We start from the raw sequence: 13,624 nt of genomic DNA, 5'->3' as shown, positions 1-13,624 counted from the left end.
TCGCGCCCATGACCATTCAGATCCGCCGGGCGCGGGTGGCCGACGCCGCCTTCCTCCCCGCCATTGAAACCTCGGCTGCCGAACTCTTTCGCAGCGATCCGCAACTGGCCTGGCTGGCCGACGCCGAAGTCGCCGATGCCCAGAGCCAGCGCGACAACATCCGCCGGCACCCGGTGTGGGTGGCGCTGACCGCCGACGGCACCCGCTGCGCCTTTCTCAACGCGCAAATCTGCGAGCGCGAGCTGCATGTGTGGGAAATCTCGGTTGCCACTGGCCACCAGGGCCAAGGCATTGGCAAGCGCCTGTTGCAGGCGGCGCGCGAGTTCGCCCTGGAGCAGCAGCTCACGGCCCTGACCCTGAGCACCTTCCGCGAACTGCCCTGGAACGAACCTTTCTACCAGCGCCAGGGCTTTGTCACCCTGCAGCCGGCCCAACTGAGCCCGCGCCTGCGTCAGGTCCTGGCCGATGAAACCCAACACGGCCTGCCCGCCGCCCGCCGCTGCGCCATGCGCCTGGCCTTGTAGAACCCTGGCGGCTCCTAGCGGCGCTCAACAACAAAATAAATGCACTAAACCAGCATTATTATGAATTTGTCAGCTGCTTGAAGGCTCGGCACACTGTGCCCGTTCCTCCCCCAAATGTTGGAACGTTCAAGGGCTTTCTGGTGATCCAGACAAGCCCTTCTTTTTGCCCGTCGTTTAGCCATGGACCCCGTAGCCGATGCTTGCCCGCTGGAAACCCGCCGCCATCAATACCCGCCCCCTGGAATGGAGCCGCGCCGCCATCGGCATGGCCCTGGGCACCCTGTTCAGCGTCTGGCTCTGCGCCCAGGTGTTCGGCATGCCGGTGGCGCTGCACCTGATCGGTCCGCTGGGGGCCTCGGCGGTGCTGCTGTTTGCCGTGTCTTCCGGCGCCCTGGCCCAGCCCTGGTCGATCCTGGGCGGTTACCTGTGCGCCGCGGTCGTGGCCTTGCTGGTGGCCCATGTGCTGGGGCGCAGCCTGGGCAGCGCCTGCCTGGCGGCGGGCATGGCCCTGGTGCTGATATGCTGGTTGCGTTGCCTGCATCCGCCGGCCGGCGCCCTGGCCCTGACCCTGGTGCTGGCCGATCCGGCCAGCGTGGCGCTGGACTGGCGGGAGCTGGGCCCGGTGATGCTGGCGGCGGCCAGTCTCCTGGGCAGCGCCCTGGTCTACAACAACCTGACGCGGATCCGTTACCCCAAGGGGCCCGGCGATGCCCCGGCGATCCTGCCATCGCCCACCCCGAGCGACAGCCTGGCGATCACCGCCGACGACCTGAAGCAGGCCCTGGCCGAGATGGAGGAATTTTTCGACGTCACACCCGAAGACCTCGAACAGCTGATCCACGCCAGCCAAGTCCACGCCCGCCGCCGCAGCATCGGCCAGGTCCTGTCCTCACGTCCGTGACGCCCCAGCCGCCCATCCCCCTTCGTAGGAGCTGGCTTGCCAGCGAAGGCGTCCTCGGGAGCGTTGCCTGATTGGCGGGCCCATTCGCCCGCAAGGGGCGCCGGAGTTCAGATCATCGGTGACCAGCGCTGGGACCAGTCGTGGTCTTGTTCGATAACCTCGCGCAACACCGCAAAAGCCTGCTGCAGCTCTGTCGAGTCGCGCTCCCGGGCATACAGCAGATAGGTGGGAAAGTTGAATTCCGGGGCCTTTTCCACCCGTTCCAGCACGCCGCTGTCCAGGTAGCTCTGCACCACCCGGGTGCGAAAATAGCCGCTGCCGCCGGCGTCGAGGATGAACTGCAGGGCCAATGGCCCGAGATTGAAGCCCACTGCGGCCCTGGCCTGCTCCGGCAAGGCGGCGTCATGCTGGCGCCGGAAATCCTCGCCCCAATCGATGTAGACATAGGGCTCCGGCCGCCCCGCCAGGCGCACCTGGATCAGCTTTTCCTCCAGCAATTGCTCCACCTGCAAGCCCGGGGAATACAGCGGCTGGAACACCAGCGCCGCATCCAGCACCCCCAGCTCCAGTTGCCGCTGCAAGCTGACGCCTTCGCCGATCTGGGTGCGCAGGGCATGGTTGGGCAACGCCTGGCGCAGGCGCTGCACCCAACTGAGCATCAGCGGGTTGCACAGGCTCGGCTCGCCGCCGATGTGCAACACGTTGCGGTAGCCGTCGAGCAGCGGCAGGTCGCGCTGGGCCGCCTCCCAGGTCTGCACCAGCTGGTTGGCGTAGGCGATGAAGGCCTCGCCGTCGGCGGTGGGCCGGGCGCCGGCGCGGTTGCGCACCAGCAGCTTGCAGTTGAGCTGGCCTTCCAGGTTCTGCACCCGGGCGCTGATGGCGGTCTGGGTCAGGTGCAGGCGCTCGGCGGCGGCGATCAGGCTGCCGCTGCGGACGATTTCCAGGAAGGTGCGCGCCAGATCGATGTCCATGGTGCCTCGCCGGCAAAAAAATCGAGCGCCATTGTAGCGGCGCTCGCTATCCCGCGCTGCTAGGCCGCGGACATTTGCCGCGCCGGCACTGCCAGGCTCACCGCCCGCACTGAGGCCCCGGGCGCAAGCCCCAGAGCCTTGGCGCTCTCGGCGCTGACAATCAGGGTGCCGGCCGCCACCCGCGCCGGCGCTGCGCTGATCCGGCAGTCGGCGAACTGGCGGTTGTGAATCAGGTAGGGCTCGGCCTGTTCCCCCGGCGTGCCGATGCTCAGCTGCAGCACCTGGCTGTCGCGTACCGCGCGGATCTCGCCGGTGGCGCATTCGATCAAGGGCCCGCCATCGAAGATGTCGATGTAGTCCTTGAAGGCGAACCCTTCGGCCTTGAGCATGCCCAGGGCCGGTTCGGTATTGGGGTGCACGCGGCCGATCACCGCCCGCGCCGCTGCCGGCAGCAGGCAGGTGGGCAGCGGGAACTTGGGCATCAGCTCGGCGATGAAGGTCTTGTTGCCAAGTCCGGTGAGATAGTCGGCCTCGGCGAAATCCATCTTGAAGAAGTGCCGCCCCAGCCCCTCCCAGAACGGCGACACGCCGTGCTCGTCGGAATAGCCGCGCATCTCGGCGATCACCTTGTCGCCGAAATGCTCGCGAAACTCGGCCAGGAACAGGAAACGCGCCTTGGACAGCAGCCGACCATTGAGGCCCTGGCGGTGATCGGCATGCAGGAACAGCGAGCACAGCTCCGACTGGCCGGTCATGTCGTTGCCGAGAAACAGGGTCGGCAGTTGCTGGTTGATGCCCAGGGTCTTGGAGGCGGCGACAAACAGCCCCAGGCGGTAGTTGTACCAGGGCTCGCGCAGGCCCACGGCGCCGGCCAGGGCACAGATGCCCACCGCCTCGCCCTGCGCGCTTTCCAGCACGAACAGGTAGTCGGCGTCGGCCCGGGAGGCCTGCCCGGCGAAGGTCCGCTCGGCCCATTGCAGGCGCGAGCGCAAGCGCCCGGCGTCGGCCGGCAAGGTGGTCAGGCCGGCACCGGCGCTGTGGGCCAGGGCCAGCAGCGCCGGCAAGTCGGCTTGGGTGGCGGGACGGACGATCATTGCGAGAGCTCCAGTCGAGGTTGACGTTCGGGCAGGTAGATTTCCGCCAGCATGCAGCGGGCGCTGCCGCCGCCGATGCGTTCGATGGTGTCGATGTTCACCGGCAGGGGCTGCACATGGCGCTCGATCAAGCGGCGTTGCTCGGCGTCCAGGGAGCGCCAGGCACTGCGGGACATCACCAGCAGCGGCTCGCCGGCGCTGTTGTGCACTTCGAGCATATTGCCGGCGAAGGATTCGAGCTGGGCCCAGGTCAAGGGCAGCAGCTGTTTGCCGCTGCTTTCCAGGCGCTGGCGCAAGGCCGCGCGCTCGCCGCCATCGTCCAGGGCCAGCAGGCAGGCCAGGGCCAACTGGCTGCCGACGCTCATCATCACGTTGGTGTGATAGATCGGCACGCCCTGGCGGTCCCGGGCATGAAAGGCGCACAGCTCATAACCCAGGTGCTCCACCAGTTGGTCCAGGGCCCGGGCGTGGGTGCGGGTCGAGTAGCCCGCGTAGCAGATTCGCTGCTGGCGATCCAGGACCATGCTCCCGGTGCCTTCGAGAAACGACTCCTGCTGCTCCAGCGGCGTCAGGTCCAGGGTGCGGGTCACCTGATACTGCGCGTGCAGGTGCGCCAGCACACCCTTGTAGCGTTCCAGTCGGCGGTTGCGCCCCTGCATCGGGTACAGCACCAGCGTGCCATCCGGGTGGCTGCTCCAGCAGTTGTTGGGAAAGATCGAATCCGGGGTATGGGGCGCCGCGCTGTCCTCGTGGACCAGCACCCGGACCCCGTGCTCGCGCAGCGTCGCGACGTAGCCGTCGAACTCCTGCTGGGCCTTGGCCTGCACGTCTTCGGCGGCACCCGGAGGGCGTTGGAAATGATTGTTGTCGGCGGTGTCCTGGTTGAAGGCGAAACGCGTGGGGCGAATCATCAAAACGCTGTCAGTGGTCTGCATGGGGCACGCAATCAATGAGTTTTCAGAGGCGCTCATTGTGATTTTTTGCAGGGGCAAAACCCGGCTGAACGACGGGTTTGCACAGCAGGAAATGGCTGAAAGCACAGGTGGCCCCAGCCGATTTCGCCCCCCTGAACACAGCGGCATGCTGGCCGTAGCAGCTGGCTTGCCAGCGACGGCGTCTAATGGACGGCGCCAGGCTTGCGGAGCGCTTAGCCGGCAAGCCGGCTCCTACGCAGGGCGCTGGCGGGGTTATTCCATGCCGGTCTTGACCATGGCCAGCTCGGGGTGGCTGACCAGTTTGTCGATGTGCAGGTCCGGGTCGTCGAACCAGACTTCGGTCAGTACCCGGTAGTGCTCCATGTCGCGGCAGCGCATGCGCAGGCTGTAGTCGAAGGCGCCGCTGATCAGCCGGCACTCCAGGACCTGGGGACAGGCGCGGACCTTGGCTTCGAAGGCTTTCTGCGCCGCGCGCCCGCTCTGGTTGGACAGCGCCACCAGCACCAGCAGCGACAAGCCCGGGGTGAGTTTCTTTTCATCGAGGATCGCTCCGTAGCCACGGATGACCCCGAGCTGCTCCAGCTTGCGCACCCGTTCCAGGCACGGCCTGGGCGTCAGGTGCACGCGCTCGGAGAGTTTCTGGTAGGTGATGCGCCCTTCGTGGCGCAGAACCTCGATGATCGCCTGGTCGATTCGATCAAGCACGATCGACAAGTCGCGGATGTCCGCCATGGATGCCTTCCTTTACTTCAAACGGCCGGATAGAAACTGCTGTAAACGTTCACTCTGCGGCTGGTCGAGGATGCTCGCGCTACCCTGCTCCTCGACCCGCCCTTGATGCAAGAACATCACCTGACTCGACACCTGCCGGGCAAAGCCCATTTCGTGGGTGACCATGAGCATGGTCCGCCCCTCCTCCGCCAGCGCCTGGATCACCTTGAGCACCTCCCCCACCAGCTCCGGGTCCAGGGCCGAAGTCGGTTCGTCGAACAGCAGAATCTGCGGTTCCACCGCCAGGGCCCGGGCAATCGCCACCCGCTGCTGCTGGCCACCGGAGAGGAACGCCGGGTACTGCTCGGCGACGCGCTGTGGCAGGCCGACCTTGTCCAGGTAGGCCCGGGCACTGGCTTCGGCCGCCTTGCGGCCAATGCCCAGCACCTGACAGGGCGCGAGCATGATGTTCTCCAGCACGCTCAGGTGGCTCCACAGGTTGAAGTGCTGGAACACCATGGCCAGGCGCGTGCGCAGGCGCTGCAACTGGGCCGGGCTGGCCACCTGCATGCCGCCTGGGGCATCGCGGGTGACAATCGCCTCGCCGTCCAGGGCAATGGCCCCGGCATCGGCTCGCTCCAGGAAGTTGATGCAGCGCAGCATGGTGCTCTTGCCCGAGCCACTGGCGCCGATCATGCTCACCACGTCACCGGCCCGGGCTTTCAACGAGACGCCCTTGAGCACTTCGTTGTCACCAAAACGCTTGTAGAGATTTTCAACGGTCAATTTGTACATCGCGGACTCCTGGAACCCCGCCGCGGGCAGCAAGGTTCTGGATAGGAAAAAGAGGAAAGGAGCGTCAGTGAGCCGGGCCGAGAAAGCTCAGCCAGCGCCGCTCCGCCAGGCGGAAGACAGCCACCAGGCCGAAGGACAGCCCCAGGTACAACAGGCCGGCGATGCCGAACGCCTGGAAGGTCAGGAAGGTCGCGGCATTGGCGTCCCGGGCCACCTTGAGGATGTCCGGAATGGTGGCGGTGAAGGCCACCGAGGTGGCGTGCAGCATCAGGATCACTTCGTTGCTGTAGTACGGCAGTGCCCGGCGCAGCGCCGAAGGCAGGATCAGCCGCCGGTACAGGCGCCAACCCCTGAGGCCATAGGCGTGGGCCGCCTCGATCTCGCCGTAGGGAATGCTGCGGATGGCCCCGGCGAAGATCTCCACGGTGTAGGCGCAGGTGTTGAGGGTGAAGGCCAGCAAGGTGCAATTCATGGCGTCGCGGAAGAAGGCTTCCAGCAACGCTTGCTGGCGAATCGCGGCGATCCCGTACAGGCCGCTGTAGCAGATCAGCAGCTGGATATACAAAGGCGTGCCACGAAACACGTAGGTGAACAGCTGCACCGGCCAGCGCAGCGGGGCCCAGTGGGAGGCGCGCATGATCGCCAGGGGCAGCGACAGGACAAAGCCCATGGCCAGGCTGGCCACCAGCAACCACAGGGTCATGGCCAGGCCGGTCAGGCTCTCGCCGTCACTGAACAGAAAGGGACGCCAGTATTCCTGAATCAGCTCGATCATCGCGACAGCCCTCGCACGCCTTGGTTGTAGCGCCGTTCCAGCAGGCGCAGCAGCTGGTTCGAGGCGCTGGTGATCAGCAGGTACAGGGCCGCCGCCAGCAGCAGGAAGTCGAGCATGTTGAAGGTGCTCTTGCCGGCTTCCTGGGCCACCTTGACCAGATCCGAAAGGCCGATGATCGACACCAGGGCCGTGGCCTTGAGCAGCACCAGCCAGTTATTGCCCAGGCTGGGCAAGGCGTAGCGCATCATTTGCGGGAACACCACGTGGCGAAAGCGCTGCCAGCGACCGAGGCCGAAGGCCGCCGCCGCTTCCTGCTGGCCCCTTGGCACGCTGAGCATCGCCCCGCGAAAGGTCTCGGTGAAATAGGCGCCATAGATGAAGCCCAGGGTGATGATCCCGGCGACGAAGGGGTCGATCTCCATGTAGGGCCAGTCCAGCAGCTCGGTCAGGGCCGTGAGCCAGCCCTGCAGGCTGTAGAAGATCAGCAGCATCAGCACCAGGTCCGGCACCCCGCGAATCAGGGTGGTGTAGCAGGTCGCCGGCAGGTTCAAGAGGCGCAGGGGCGAGAGCTTGGCGGCCGCCCCCAGCAGGCCCAGGGCCATGCTCACCAGCAGCGCCAGGGCCGAGAGTTTCAGGGTCACCCAGGTGCCGTGCAGCAACAGCGGGCCGTAGCCTTGCAGGACCGACAGGTCCAGGCCAAAGAGAGTTGTCGAGGTATTCACGCCAATCACCTTGTCGCCACCACCGCCGGACCCGGGACGGATCGCGCCTGTCCCGGGGCCGGCCAAGGGGCGATCAGTTGTTGTAGAGGTCGAGGTCGCCGAAGTACTGGCGCTGGATCTGGGCGTAGATGCCCTTCTCATGCAGGGCCTTGATGGCGCCATTGAGCATGGCCTTGAGCTCGTCCTGGTCCTTGCGCAGACCGATGGCGATCTCCGCCGGCACCAGCGGGTCGCTGATGCCGGCGCTGTTCTCGAAGTCGGCGCCCTGGGGCGATGCGAGGAAGCTCATCTGCGCCTGCAGCTTGTCCTGGATCGAGGCGTCCAGGCGGCCGTAGACCAGGTCGGCGTAGACCTGATCCTGGTTCTGGTAGGCCCGCAGCTTGACCCCGGCCGACCCCAGCTTGGCCCTGGCGTAGGTTTCCTGAATGGTGCCCTGCATGTAGCCCAGGGTCTTGCCCTTGAGGGATTCGCCGGTGGGCTCAAGGCCCGAGCCCTTGCGGGTGACGATGGCGGTCGGGCCGGCGTACAGGCGGTCAGTGAAGTCGATCTGCTTGCGCCGCGCATCGGTGACCGTCATCGAGGATTCGATGGCGTCGAACTTGCCGGCCTTGAGCGCCGGGATCAGGCCGTCGAAGTCGTTGCTGATCCACACGCACTTGAGCTTGAGCTCGGCGCAGATGGCGTTGCCCAGGTCGACGCCAAAGCCTTGTACTCCGCCGTCGGCGGTGCTGGATTCAAAAGGCGGATAGCTTGGATTGACGCCAAAGCGCAGCTCCTTCCATTCCTTGGCGCTGGCGCCCATGGACACGCACGCGATTGCCAGTAACGGCACGGCCAGCCATTTTCTTGTCATCTTCAGAGTCCCGGATTATTTGGATTTATAGCGGTCCGGCGCGAGCGTCGGACCCCACTTGTGACAGGGGCAGAGAGTGGGTGCGGGTTCGCCGCAGTCGGTTTCTTGTTGTTATTGGAAAGGTTCGGCGTGCAGCGCCGGACCCGTTCCTGGTTGCCGCGGTCTACGCTGCAACGGAGCGCCAGAATGCCAACAGCCAGAGCGTCCCAGGTGTCGTAAGGGGCGTCCGAAACAGCGTGGATCGGCTGATAACGGCTATTTCACAGCCGATTCTGTCGTCAGGGCTCTAGACCTTGGCCCAGCGCCGCTGCGCAAGCTCCTGCGGGGATTTTTCATCATGCAAAAATGCACAGTCGACCTGCAGCTTTCTGGGTTGTAATCGGCAAATTTGCACTGTTACGATCCGCCGACGCTCGCGCGCGAGCCTCAGACAAAAAACAATAAAAGCAGGGAGTTAGTGATGACTGCTCAGGTTTCATCCCAGACGACACGGGACCTCGATGCCACCTCGGACGAGGTGCTGGTCGAGGTGCGCAACCACATCGGTCACCTGACCCTCAACCGCCCCGCCGGACTCAACGCCATCACCCTGTCGATGGTGCGTACCTTGCAACGCCAGCTCGATGCCTGGGCCCAGGACCCGCTGATCCATGCGGTGGTCCTGCGCGGCGCCGGTGAAAAGGCCTTCTGCGCCGGCGGCGACATTCGCTCGCTGTACGACAGCTATCAGGGCGGCGATACCCTGCACCAGGCGTTCTTCGTCGAGGAGTACGCCCTGGACCTGACCATCCACCACTACCGCAAGCCGGTGCTGGCCCTGATGGACGGCTTTGTCCTCGGCGGCGGCATGGGCCTGGTGCAGGGCGCCGACCTGCGGGTGGTCACCGAACGCAGCCGCCTGGCCATGCCGGAAGTGGCCATCGGTTACTTCCCGGATGTCGGCGGCAGTTACTTCCTCTCGCGGATACCCGGCGAGCTGGGGATCTACCTGGGCGTCAGCGGCGTGCAGATCCGCGCCGCCGATGCCCTGTACTGCGGCCTGGCCGACTGGCACCTGGACAGCAGCAAGCTGCAACTGCTGGACCAGCGCCTGGATCGCCTGCACTGGAGCGACTCGCCGCTCAAGGACCTGCAGGGCCTGCTGGCCAAGCTGGCGGTGCAGAGCCTGCCCGACGCGCCGCTGGAAGCCCTGCGCCCGGCCATCGATCACTTCTTCGCCCTGCCGGACGTACCGAGCATCGTCGAGCAACTGCGCAGCGTCACGGTGGCCGACAGCCACGAGTGGGCCAAGGCCACCGCCGACCTGCTGGAAAGCCGCTCGCCCCTGGCCATGGCCGTGACTTTGGAGATGCTGCGCCGCGGTCGCCACTTGAGCCTGGAGCAATGCTTCGCCCTGGAGCTGCACCTGGACCGCCAGTGGTTCGAACGTGGCGACCTGATGGAGGGCGTGCGCGCCTTGATCATCGACAAAGACAAGACCCCCCGCTGGAATCCACCGACCCTGGCCGCCCTGGAGGCGGAACGGGTGGCGAGTTTCTTCAGCGGTTTCGACGACAGCGGGAGCTGAATCATGCACGACATCGAACTGAGCGAAGAACAAGTGATGATCCGCGACATGGCCCGGGACTTTGCCCGCGGCGAGATCGCGCCCCACGCCCAGGCCTGGGAAAAGGCCGGCTGGATCGACGACGCCCTGGTGCGCAAGATGGGCGAGCTGGGCCTGTTGGGCATGGTGGTCCCCGAGGAATGGGGCGGCAGCTACCTGGACTACGTGGCCTACGCCCTGGCGGTGGAGGAAATCTCCGCCGGCGACGGCGCCACCGGCGCCTTGATGAGCATCCACAACTCGGTGGGCTGCGGGCCGATCCTCAACTACGGCAGCCAGGAGCAGAAACAGCAATGGCTGCCGCGCCTGGCCGCCGGCGAAGCCATCGGCTGCTTCTGCCTGACCGAACCCCAGGCCGGCTCCGAGGCGCACAACCTGCGCACCCGCGCCGAACTGCGCGATGGCCAGTGGGTGATCAACGGCGCCAAGCAGTTCGTCAGCAACGGCAAGCGCGCCCAGCTGGCCATCGTCTTTGCGGTAACCGACCCGGAACTGGGCAAGAAAGGCCTCTCGGCGTTCCTGGTGCCCACCGACACCCCGGGTTTCATCGTCGACCGCACCGAACACAAGATGGGCATCCGTGCCTCCGACACCTGCGCGGTCACTCTCAACCAATGCACCATCCCCGAGGCCAACCTGCTGGGTGAACGGGGCAAGGGCCTGGCCATCGCCCTGTCCAACCTCGAAGGCGGGCGCATCGGCATCGCCGCCCAGGCCCTGGGCATCGCCCGCGCCGCCTTTGAAGCGGCCCTGGCCTACGCCCGGGAACGGGTGCAGTTCGACAAGCCGATCATCGAGCACCAGAGCATCGCCAACCTGCTGGCCGACATGCACACCCGGCTGAATGCCGCGCGCCTGCTGATCCTCCACGCCGCGCGCCTGCGCAGCGCCGGCCAGCCGTGCCTGTCGGAGGCGTCCCAGGCCAAGCTGTTCGCCTCGGAAATGGCCGAGCAGGTCTGCTCCTCGGCGGTGCAGATCCATGGCGGCTACGGGTATCTGGAGGACTACCCGGTGGAGCGCTACTACCGCGATGCGCGGATCACCCAGATCTACGAAGGCTCCAGCGAGATCCAGCGCCTGCTGATCGCTCGCGAGTTGAAGCATTACCAGCTGTAGGCATTGACGCCGAAAACAAAAAATCGCAGCCCAGGCTGCGATTTTTTTGGCTGTTCCCTCGTATGAGCCGGCTTGCCGGCGAAGAGGCCCTTGAGTCATGCACTGCCCTTGCGGGCGCCGCCAGCTCCTACATCAAGCAGAATGCTCCCGCTCGCGGTTTTAATCTCATCAAGCGCGACGGCAATGCTCCAGATATCCCGCTCTTTTACCGAACGTACTGATCCTGGGTTCTGACAAAGGTGTCAAATTCCTGGGAGTTGTAAACCTCCAGACATCCATAAAACACCATCTTCTGAGACGAGTGCTGACTCAAGGCTGAAGTCTTCTGATAGGCATCCAGAATGAACTTCTCAGTGGATGCATAAGGGTCATGGAGGGTTTCTTGTGTGTCCTCATTCTGCACAATCCTGTGCATTCCCTTGCCCATGAAATGGTAGGCGCCAATGGCCAAGGAAATATCGTCCTTGATTGGGGACTGCTCCTTGAACTGACTGTCGATGCAATTAGCCAACCCATAGTTCTTGAGCATTTCACGGGCCTTGGGTAAATCAGCAGCAGTTACGACAAAAGAGCACGAAAAAGACAGAAAAAACGCCAAAATAAAACGCATCATTCTTTCAGTTCCCAAAAATAAATGGCTACGAGCCTTACCCTAGGATTCTTATATTCAGGGCTATCCAAGCGATGGTAGTCGCTACCATCTTCTGTAATTTTTCCATTCCATAAAGTTGCGTGCCCCCGTTGCGTCCCCCCAACCAGATATCACCATGATCAGAACACCTTGCTGATCATTGATATCAGCGCCGGCCATAAAAATCGCATGGCCGCCCTCCTCGCTAAGCGCGATCTGCAGTGCAAGGCCCCCATAAGCCCTGTTGAGTGCTGTCGAGCAGGTGGATAGGCGGCGGTTGTCACGGCGCGTTCGAAAACATATTCAACGCAAGATCCGGAGTTCAGCGCCGTTCGCAGCGGCCTATGGTTGGCTCAACACTCATGCAAAGGAAGGTCGATCATGAAACAACTGCAAGACAAAGTCGCGATTGTGACGGGAGCCACATCGGGAATCGGCCAGGCCGCCGCCCGGCTGTTCGCCCAAGAGGGTGCGCGCCTGATAGTGACCGGCCGCCGGGGCGACGCACTGGATGCGTTGGTCGCACAGATCCAGCAAGCCGGTGGCGAGGCGCTCGGGGTTGCCGGTGACATTCGCAGCGAGACACTGGCCGAGCGTCTCGTGGCGCTGGCGCTGGAGCGTTTCGGTGGTTTGGATATCGCCTTCAACAACGCCGGAATGACCGGTGAAACCCGGTCCGTCTCCGAGCTGACCCTGGACCAGTGGCAGGCCGTGCTCGACTGCAACTTGACCAGTGCCTTTCTCGGGGCCAAGTACCAGTTGCCTGCTCTGCGCAGTCGGGGCGCAGGGTCGATCATTTTCACGTCCAGCTTTGTCGGGCACCACGTCGGTTTTCCCGGTATGGCGGCATATGCCGCGAGCAAGGCCGCGCTGATCGGCTTGACCCAGGTGATCGCCGCTGAAGAAGGCCCCCACGGCATTCGCGCCAACGCGCTACTGCCCGGAGGCACCGACACGCCAATGGGCCGTGCAGCCACCGACACCCCTGAGAAACGCGCCTTTGTCGAAAGCCTGCATGCCCTCAAGCGCCTCGCCCGTCCCGAGGAAATTGCCCGCGCGGCGCTGTTCCTCGCGTCGGACGCCGCCAGTTTCGTCAGCGGGACGGCGATGCTGGTTGAGGGAGGAGTTTCCATCAACCGCAGCTAAGCGCTGCGGTTGAGGGTGCAGGGACGCTGGTGAACACCGCGTCCTGCCGGGAGCGGTGCGGTTACTGATCCTTGAACTGCGGATCACGCTTGGCAATGAAGGCGGCCATGCCCTCTTTCTGGTCCTGGGTGGCGAAGGCGGCGTGGAATACCCGGCGTTCGAAGCGCACGCCTTCGGACAGGCTGACTTCGAAGGCGCGGTTCACGCTTTCCTTGATCATCATGCTCACCGGGATCGATTTTGCGGCGATCACGGCGGCAACTTTCAGGGCTTCTTCCACCAGTTCGTCCGCCGGCACGATGCGCGCGACGATGCCGCAACGCTCAGCTTCCACGGCGTCGATAAAGCGTCCGGTCAGGCACATTTCCATGGCCTTGGCCTTGCCCACGGCGCGGGTCAGGCGCTGGGTGCCGCCCATGCCCGGCAGCACGCCGAGGTTGATTTCCGGCTGGCCGAACTTGGCGTTGTCGCCGGCCAGGATGAAGTCGCACATCAGCGCCAGCTCGCAACCACCGCCGAGGGCGAAACCGTTGACCGCGGCGATGATCGGCTTGCGCCGGTTGGCCACGCGGTCACTGTCACTGAACAGGTCGTCGAGGTAGATCTGCGGGTAGCTCAGCTCGGCCATTTCCTTGATGTCGGCACCGGCGGCGAAGGCTTTCTTGGAACCGGTAATGACGATGCAGCCGATCTGCGGGTCGGCTTCCAGGCGATCCAGAGCCTGGTTCACTTCACTGACGATCTGCGCGTTGAGGGCGTTCAGCGCCTGGGGCCGGTTGAGGGTGATCAGGCCGACCCGATCCTTGATGTCCAACAAAATGGTTTCGTAGCTCATGAATCAGCT

15 protein-coding genes are annotated in these 13,624 nt (G+C 64.5%); 5 read left to right on the top strand and 10 right to left on the bottom strand.

Going from position 1 to position 13,624, the window contains the following annotated elements; translation table 11 throughout:
- Window positions 1-8: 8 nt before the first annotated feature.
- Window positions 9-524, top strand: a complete 516-nt coding sequence (locus GWQ44_RS24535) for a GNAT family N-acetyltransferase (protein WP_275928447.1) — start codon at window positions 9-11, stop codon at window positions 522-524.
- A gap of 196 nt (window positions 525-720) precedes the next feature.
- Window positions 721-1,425, top strand: a complete 705-nt coding sequence (locus GWQ44_RS24530) for an HPP family protein (protein WP_275928446.1) — start codon at window positions 721-723, stop codon at window positions 1,423-1,425.
- Between the two features lie 107 nt (window positions 1,426-1,532).
- Here GWQ44_RS24530 and GWQ44_RS24525 read toward each other — a convergent pair whose 3' ends face one another.
- The 8 genes from GWQ44_RS24525 to GWQ44_RS24490 form a co-directional block, all read right to left on the bottom strand.
- A complete protein-coding gene (locus GWQ44_RS24525; RefSeq protein ID WP_275928445.1) occupies window positions 1,533-2,396 on the bottom strand; it encodes a LysR family transcriptional regulator in 864 nt (287 codons plus the stop codon).
- Between the two features lie 59 nt (window positions 2,397-2,455).
- A complete protein-coding gene (astA, locus tag GWQ44_RS24520) occupies window positions 2,456-3,490 on the bottom strand; it encodes an arginine N-succinyltransferase (RefSeq protein ID WP_275928444.1) in 1,035 nt (344 codons plus the stop codon).
- Window positions 3,487-4,425 carry an arginine deiminase-related protein gene (locus GWQ44_RS24515; RefSeq protein WP_275928443.1) on the bottom strand — a complete coding sequence of 313 codons (939 nt, stop codon included), beginning with the start codon at window positions 4,423-4,425 and terminating at the stop codon, window positions 3,487-3,489. The genes astA and GWQ44_RS24515 overlap by 4 nt, the downstream gene beginning before the upstream one ends.
- A 252-nt stretch (window positions 4,426-4,677) precedes the next feature.
- Window positions 4,678-5,157, bottom strand: coding sequence for an Lrp/AsnC family transcriptional regulator (locus tag GWQ44_RS24510; RefSeq protein ID WP_011061344.1), 480 nt, complete (start codon window positions 5,155-5,157; stop codon window positions 4,678-4,680).
- Window positions 5,158-5,169: 12 nt separating this feature from the next.
- The gene (locus GWQ44_RS24505; RefSeq protein ID WP_016964224.1) at window positions 5,170-5,931 is read right to left on the bottom strand and encodes an ATP-binding cassette domain-containing protein; all 762 of its coding nucleotides are present in this window, start codon (window positions 5,929-5,931) and stop codon (window positions 5,170-5,172) included.
- A gap of 64 nt (window positions 5,932-5,995) precedes the next feature.
- Window positions 5,996-6,706, bottom strand: a complete 711-nt coding sequence (locus GWQ44_RS24500; protein WP_047304474.1) for an ABC transporter permease — start codon at window positions 6,704-6,706, stop codon at window positions 5,996-5,998.
- Window positions 6,703-7,428, bottom strand: coding sequence for an ABC transporter permease (locus GWQ44_RS24495; protein ID WP_047304580.1), 726 nt, complete (start codon window positions 7,426-7,428; stop codon window positions 6,703-6,705). The genes GWQ44_RS24500 and GWQ44_RS24495 overlap by 4 nt, the downstream gene beginning before the upstream one ends.
- 73 nt (window positions 7,429-7,501) lie before the next feature.
- The gene (locus GWQ44_RS24490; RefSeq protein WP_275928442.1) at window positions 7,502-8,281 is read right to left on the bottom strand and encodes a transporter substrate-binding domain-containing protein; all 780 of its coding nucleotides are present in this window, start codon (window positions 8,279-8,281) and stop codon (window positions 7,502-7,504) included.
- A gap of 460 nt (window positions 8,282-8,741) precedes the next feature.
- On the opposite strand from GWQ44_RS24490, the gene GWQ44_RS24485 reads away from it, so the two are divergent.
- Complete coding sequence (locus GWQ44_RS24485) at window positions 8,742-9,848, top strand: enoyl-CoA hydratase/isomerase family protein (RefSeq protein WP_275928441.1); 1,107 nt, start codon at window positions 8,742-8,744, stop codon at window positions 9,846-9,848.
- A 3-nt stretch (window positions 9,849-9,851) separates the two neighbouring features.
- A complete protein-coding gene (locus GWQ44_RS24480) occupies window positions 9,852-11,003 on the top strand; it encodes an acyl-CoA dehydrogenase family protein (RefSeq protein WP_016964231.1) in 1,152 nt (383 codons plus the stop codon).
- Window positions 11,004-11,208: 205 nt separating this feature from the next.
- Here GWQ44_RS24480 and GWQ44_RS24475 read toward each other — a convergent pair whose 3' ends face one another.
- A complete protein-coding gene (locus GWQ44_RS24475; protein WP_235436997.1) occupies window positions 11,209-11,616 on the bottom strand; it encodes a hypothetical protein in 408 nt (135 codons plus the stop codon).
- A 399-nt stretch (window positions 11,617-12,015) separates the two neighbouring features.
- On the opposite strand from GWQ44_RS24475, the gene GWQ44_RS24470 reads away from it, so the two are divergent.
- The gene (locus GWQ44_RS24470; RefSeq protein WP_275928440.1) at window positions 12,016-12,780 is read left to right on the top strand and encodes an SDR family oxidoreductase; all 765 of its coding nucleotides are present in this window, start codon (window positions 12,016-12,018) and stop codon (window positions 12,778-12,780) included.
- Between the two features lie 61 nt (window positions 12,781-12,841).
- Here GWQ44_RS24470 and GWQ44_RS24465 read toward each other — a convergent pair whose 3' ends face one another.
- Window positions 12,842-13,615 carry an enoyl-CoA hydratase gene (locus GWQ44_RS24465; RefSeq protein WP_110725593.1) on the bottom strand — a complete coding sequence of 258 codons (774 nt, stop codon included), beginning with the start codon at window positions 13,613-13,615 and terminating at the stop codon, window positions 12,842-12,844.
- Window positions 13,616-13,624: the final 9 nt, after the last annotated feature.

It is taken from the genome of Pseudomonas sp. 3MA1 (assembly GCF_029237275.1).
Taxonomy (GTDB): domain Bacteria; phylum Pseudomonadota; class Gammaproteobacteria; order Pseudomonadales; family Pseudomonadaceae; genus Aquipseudomonas; species Aquipseudomonas fluorescens_AP.
This window is presented reverse-complemented; position numbering and strand designations above follow the sequence as displayed.

Excerpts from the sequence above, each read along its gene's own strand:
- GWQ44_RS24465 (WP_110725593.1), bottom strand. The coding sequence starts at position 13,615 with ATGAGCTACGAAACCATTTTGTTGGACATCAAGGATCGGGTCGGCCTG.
- GWQ44_RS24530 (WP_275928446.1), top strand. The coding sequence starts at position 721 with ATGCTTGCCCGCTGGAAACCCGCCGCCATCAATACCCGCCCCCTGGAA.
- GWQ44_RS24480 (WP_016964231.1), top strand. The coding sequence starts at position 9,852 with ATGCACGACATCGAACTGAGCGAAGAACAAGTGATGATCCGCGACATG.
- astA (WP_275928444.1), bottom strand. The coding sequence starts at position 3,490 with ATGATCGTCCGTCCCGCCACCCAAGCCGACTTGCCGGCGCTGCTGGCC.
- GWQ44_RS24470 (WP_275928440.1), top strand. The coding sequence starts at position 12,016 with ATGAAACAACTGCAAGACAAAGTCGCGATTGTGACGGGAGCCACATCG.
- GWQ44_RS24475 (WP_235436997.1), bottom strand. The coding sequence starts at position 11,616 with ATGATGCGTTTTATTTTGGCGTTTTTTCTGTCTTTTTCGTGCTCTTTT.
- GWQ44_RS24490 (WP_275928442.1), bottom strand. The coding sequence starts at position 8,281 with ATGACAAGAAAATGGCTGGCCGTGCCGTTACTGGCAATCGCGTGCGTG.
- GWQ44_RS24515 (WP_275928443.1), bottom strand. The coding sequence starts at position 4,425 with ATGCAGACCACTGACAGCGTTTTGATGATTCGCCCCACGCGTTTCGCC.
- GWQ44_RS24510 (WP_011061344.1), bottom strand. The coding sequence starts at position 5,157 with ATGGCGGACATCCGCGACTTGTCGATCGTGCTTGATCGAATCGACCAG.
- GWQ44_RS24500 (WP_047304474.1), bottom strand. The coding sequence starts at position 6,706 with ATGATCGAGCTGATTCAGGAATACTGGCGTCCCTTTCTGTTCAGTGAC.
- GWQ44_RS24535 (WP_275928447.1), top strand. The coding sequence starts at position 9 with ATGACCATTCAGATCCGCCGGGCGCGGGTGGCCGACGCCGCCTTCCTC.
- GWQ44_RS24505 (WP_016964224.1), bottom strand. The coding sequence starts at position 5,931 with ATGTACAAATTGACCGTTGAAAATCTCTACAAGCGTTTTGGTGACAAC.
- GWQ44_RS24485 (WP_275928441.1), top strand. The coding sequence starts at position 8,742 with ATGACTGCTCAGGTTTCATCCCAGACGACACGGGACCTCGATGCCACC.
- GWQ44_RS24525 (WP_275928445.1), bottom strand. The coding sequence starts at position 2,396 with ATGGACATCGATCTGGCGCGCACCTTCCTGGAAATCGTCCGCAGCGGC.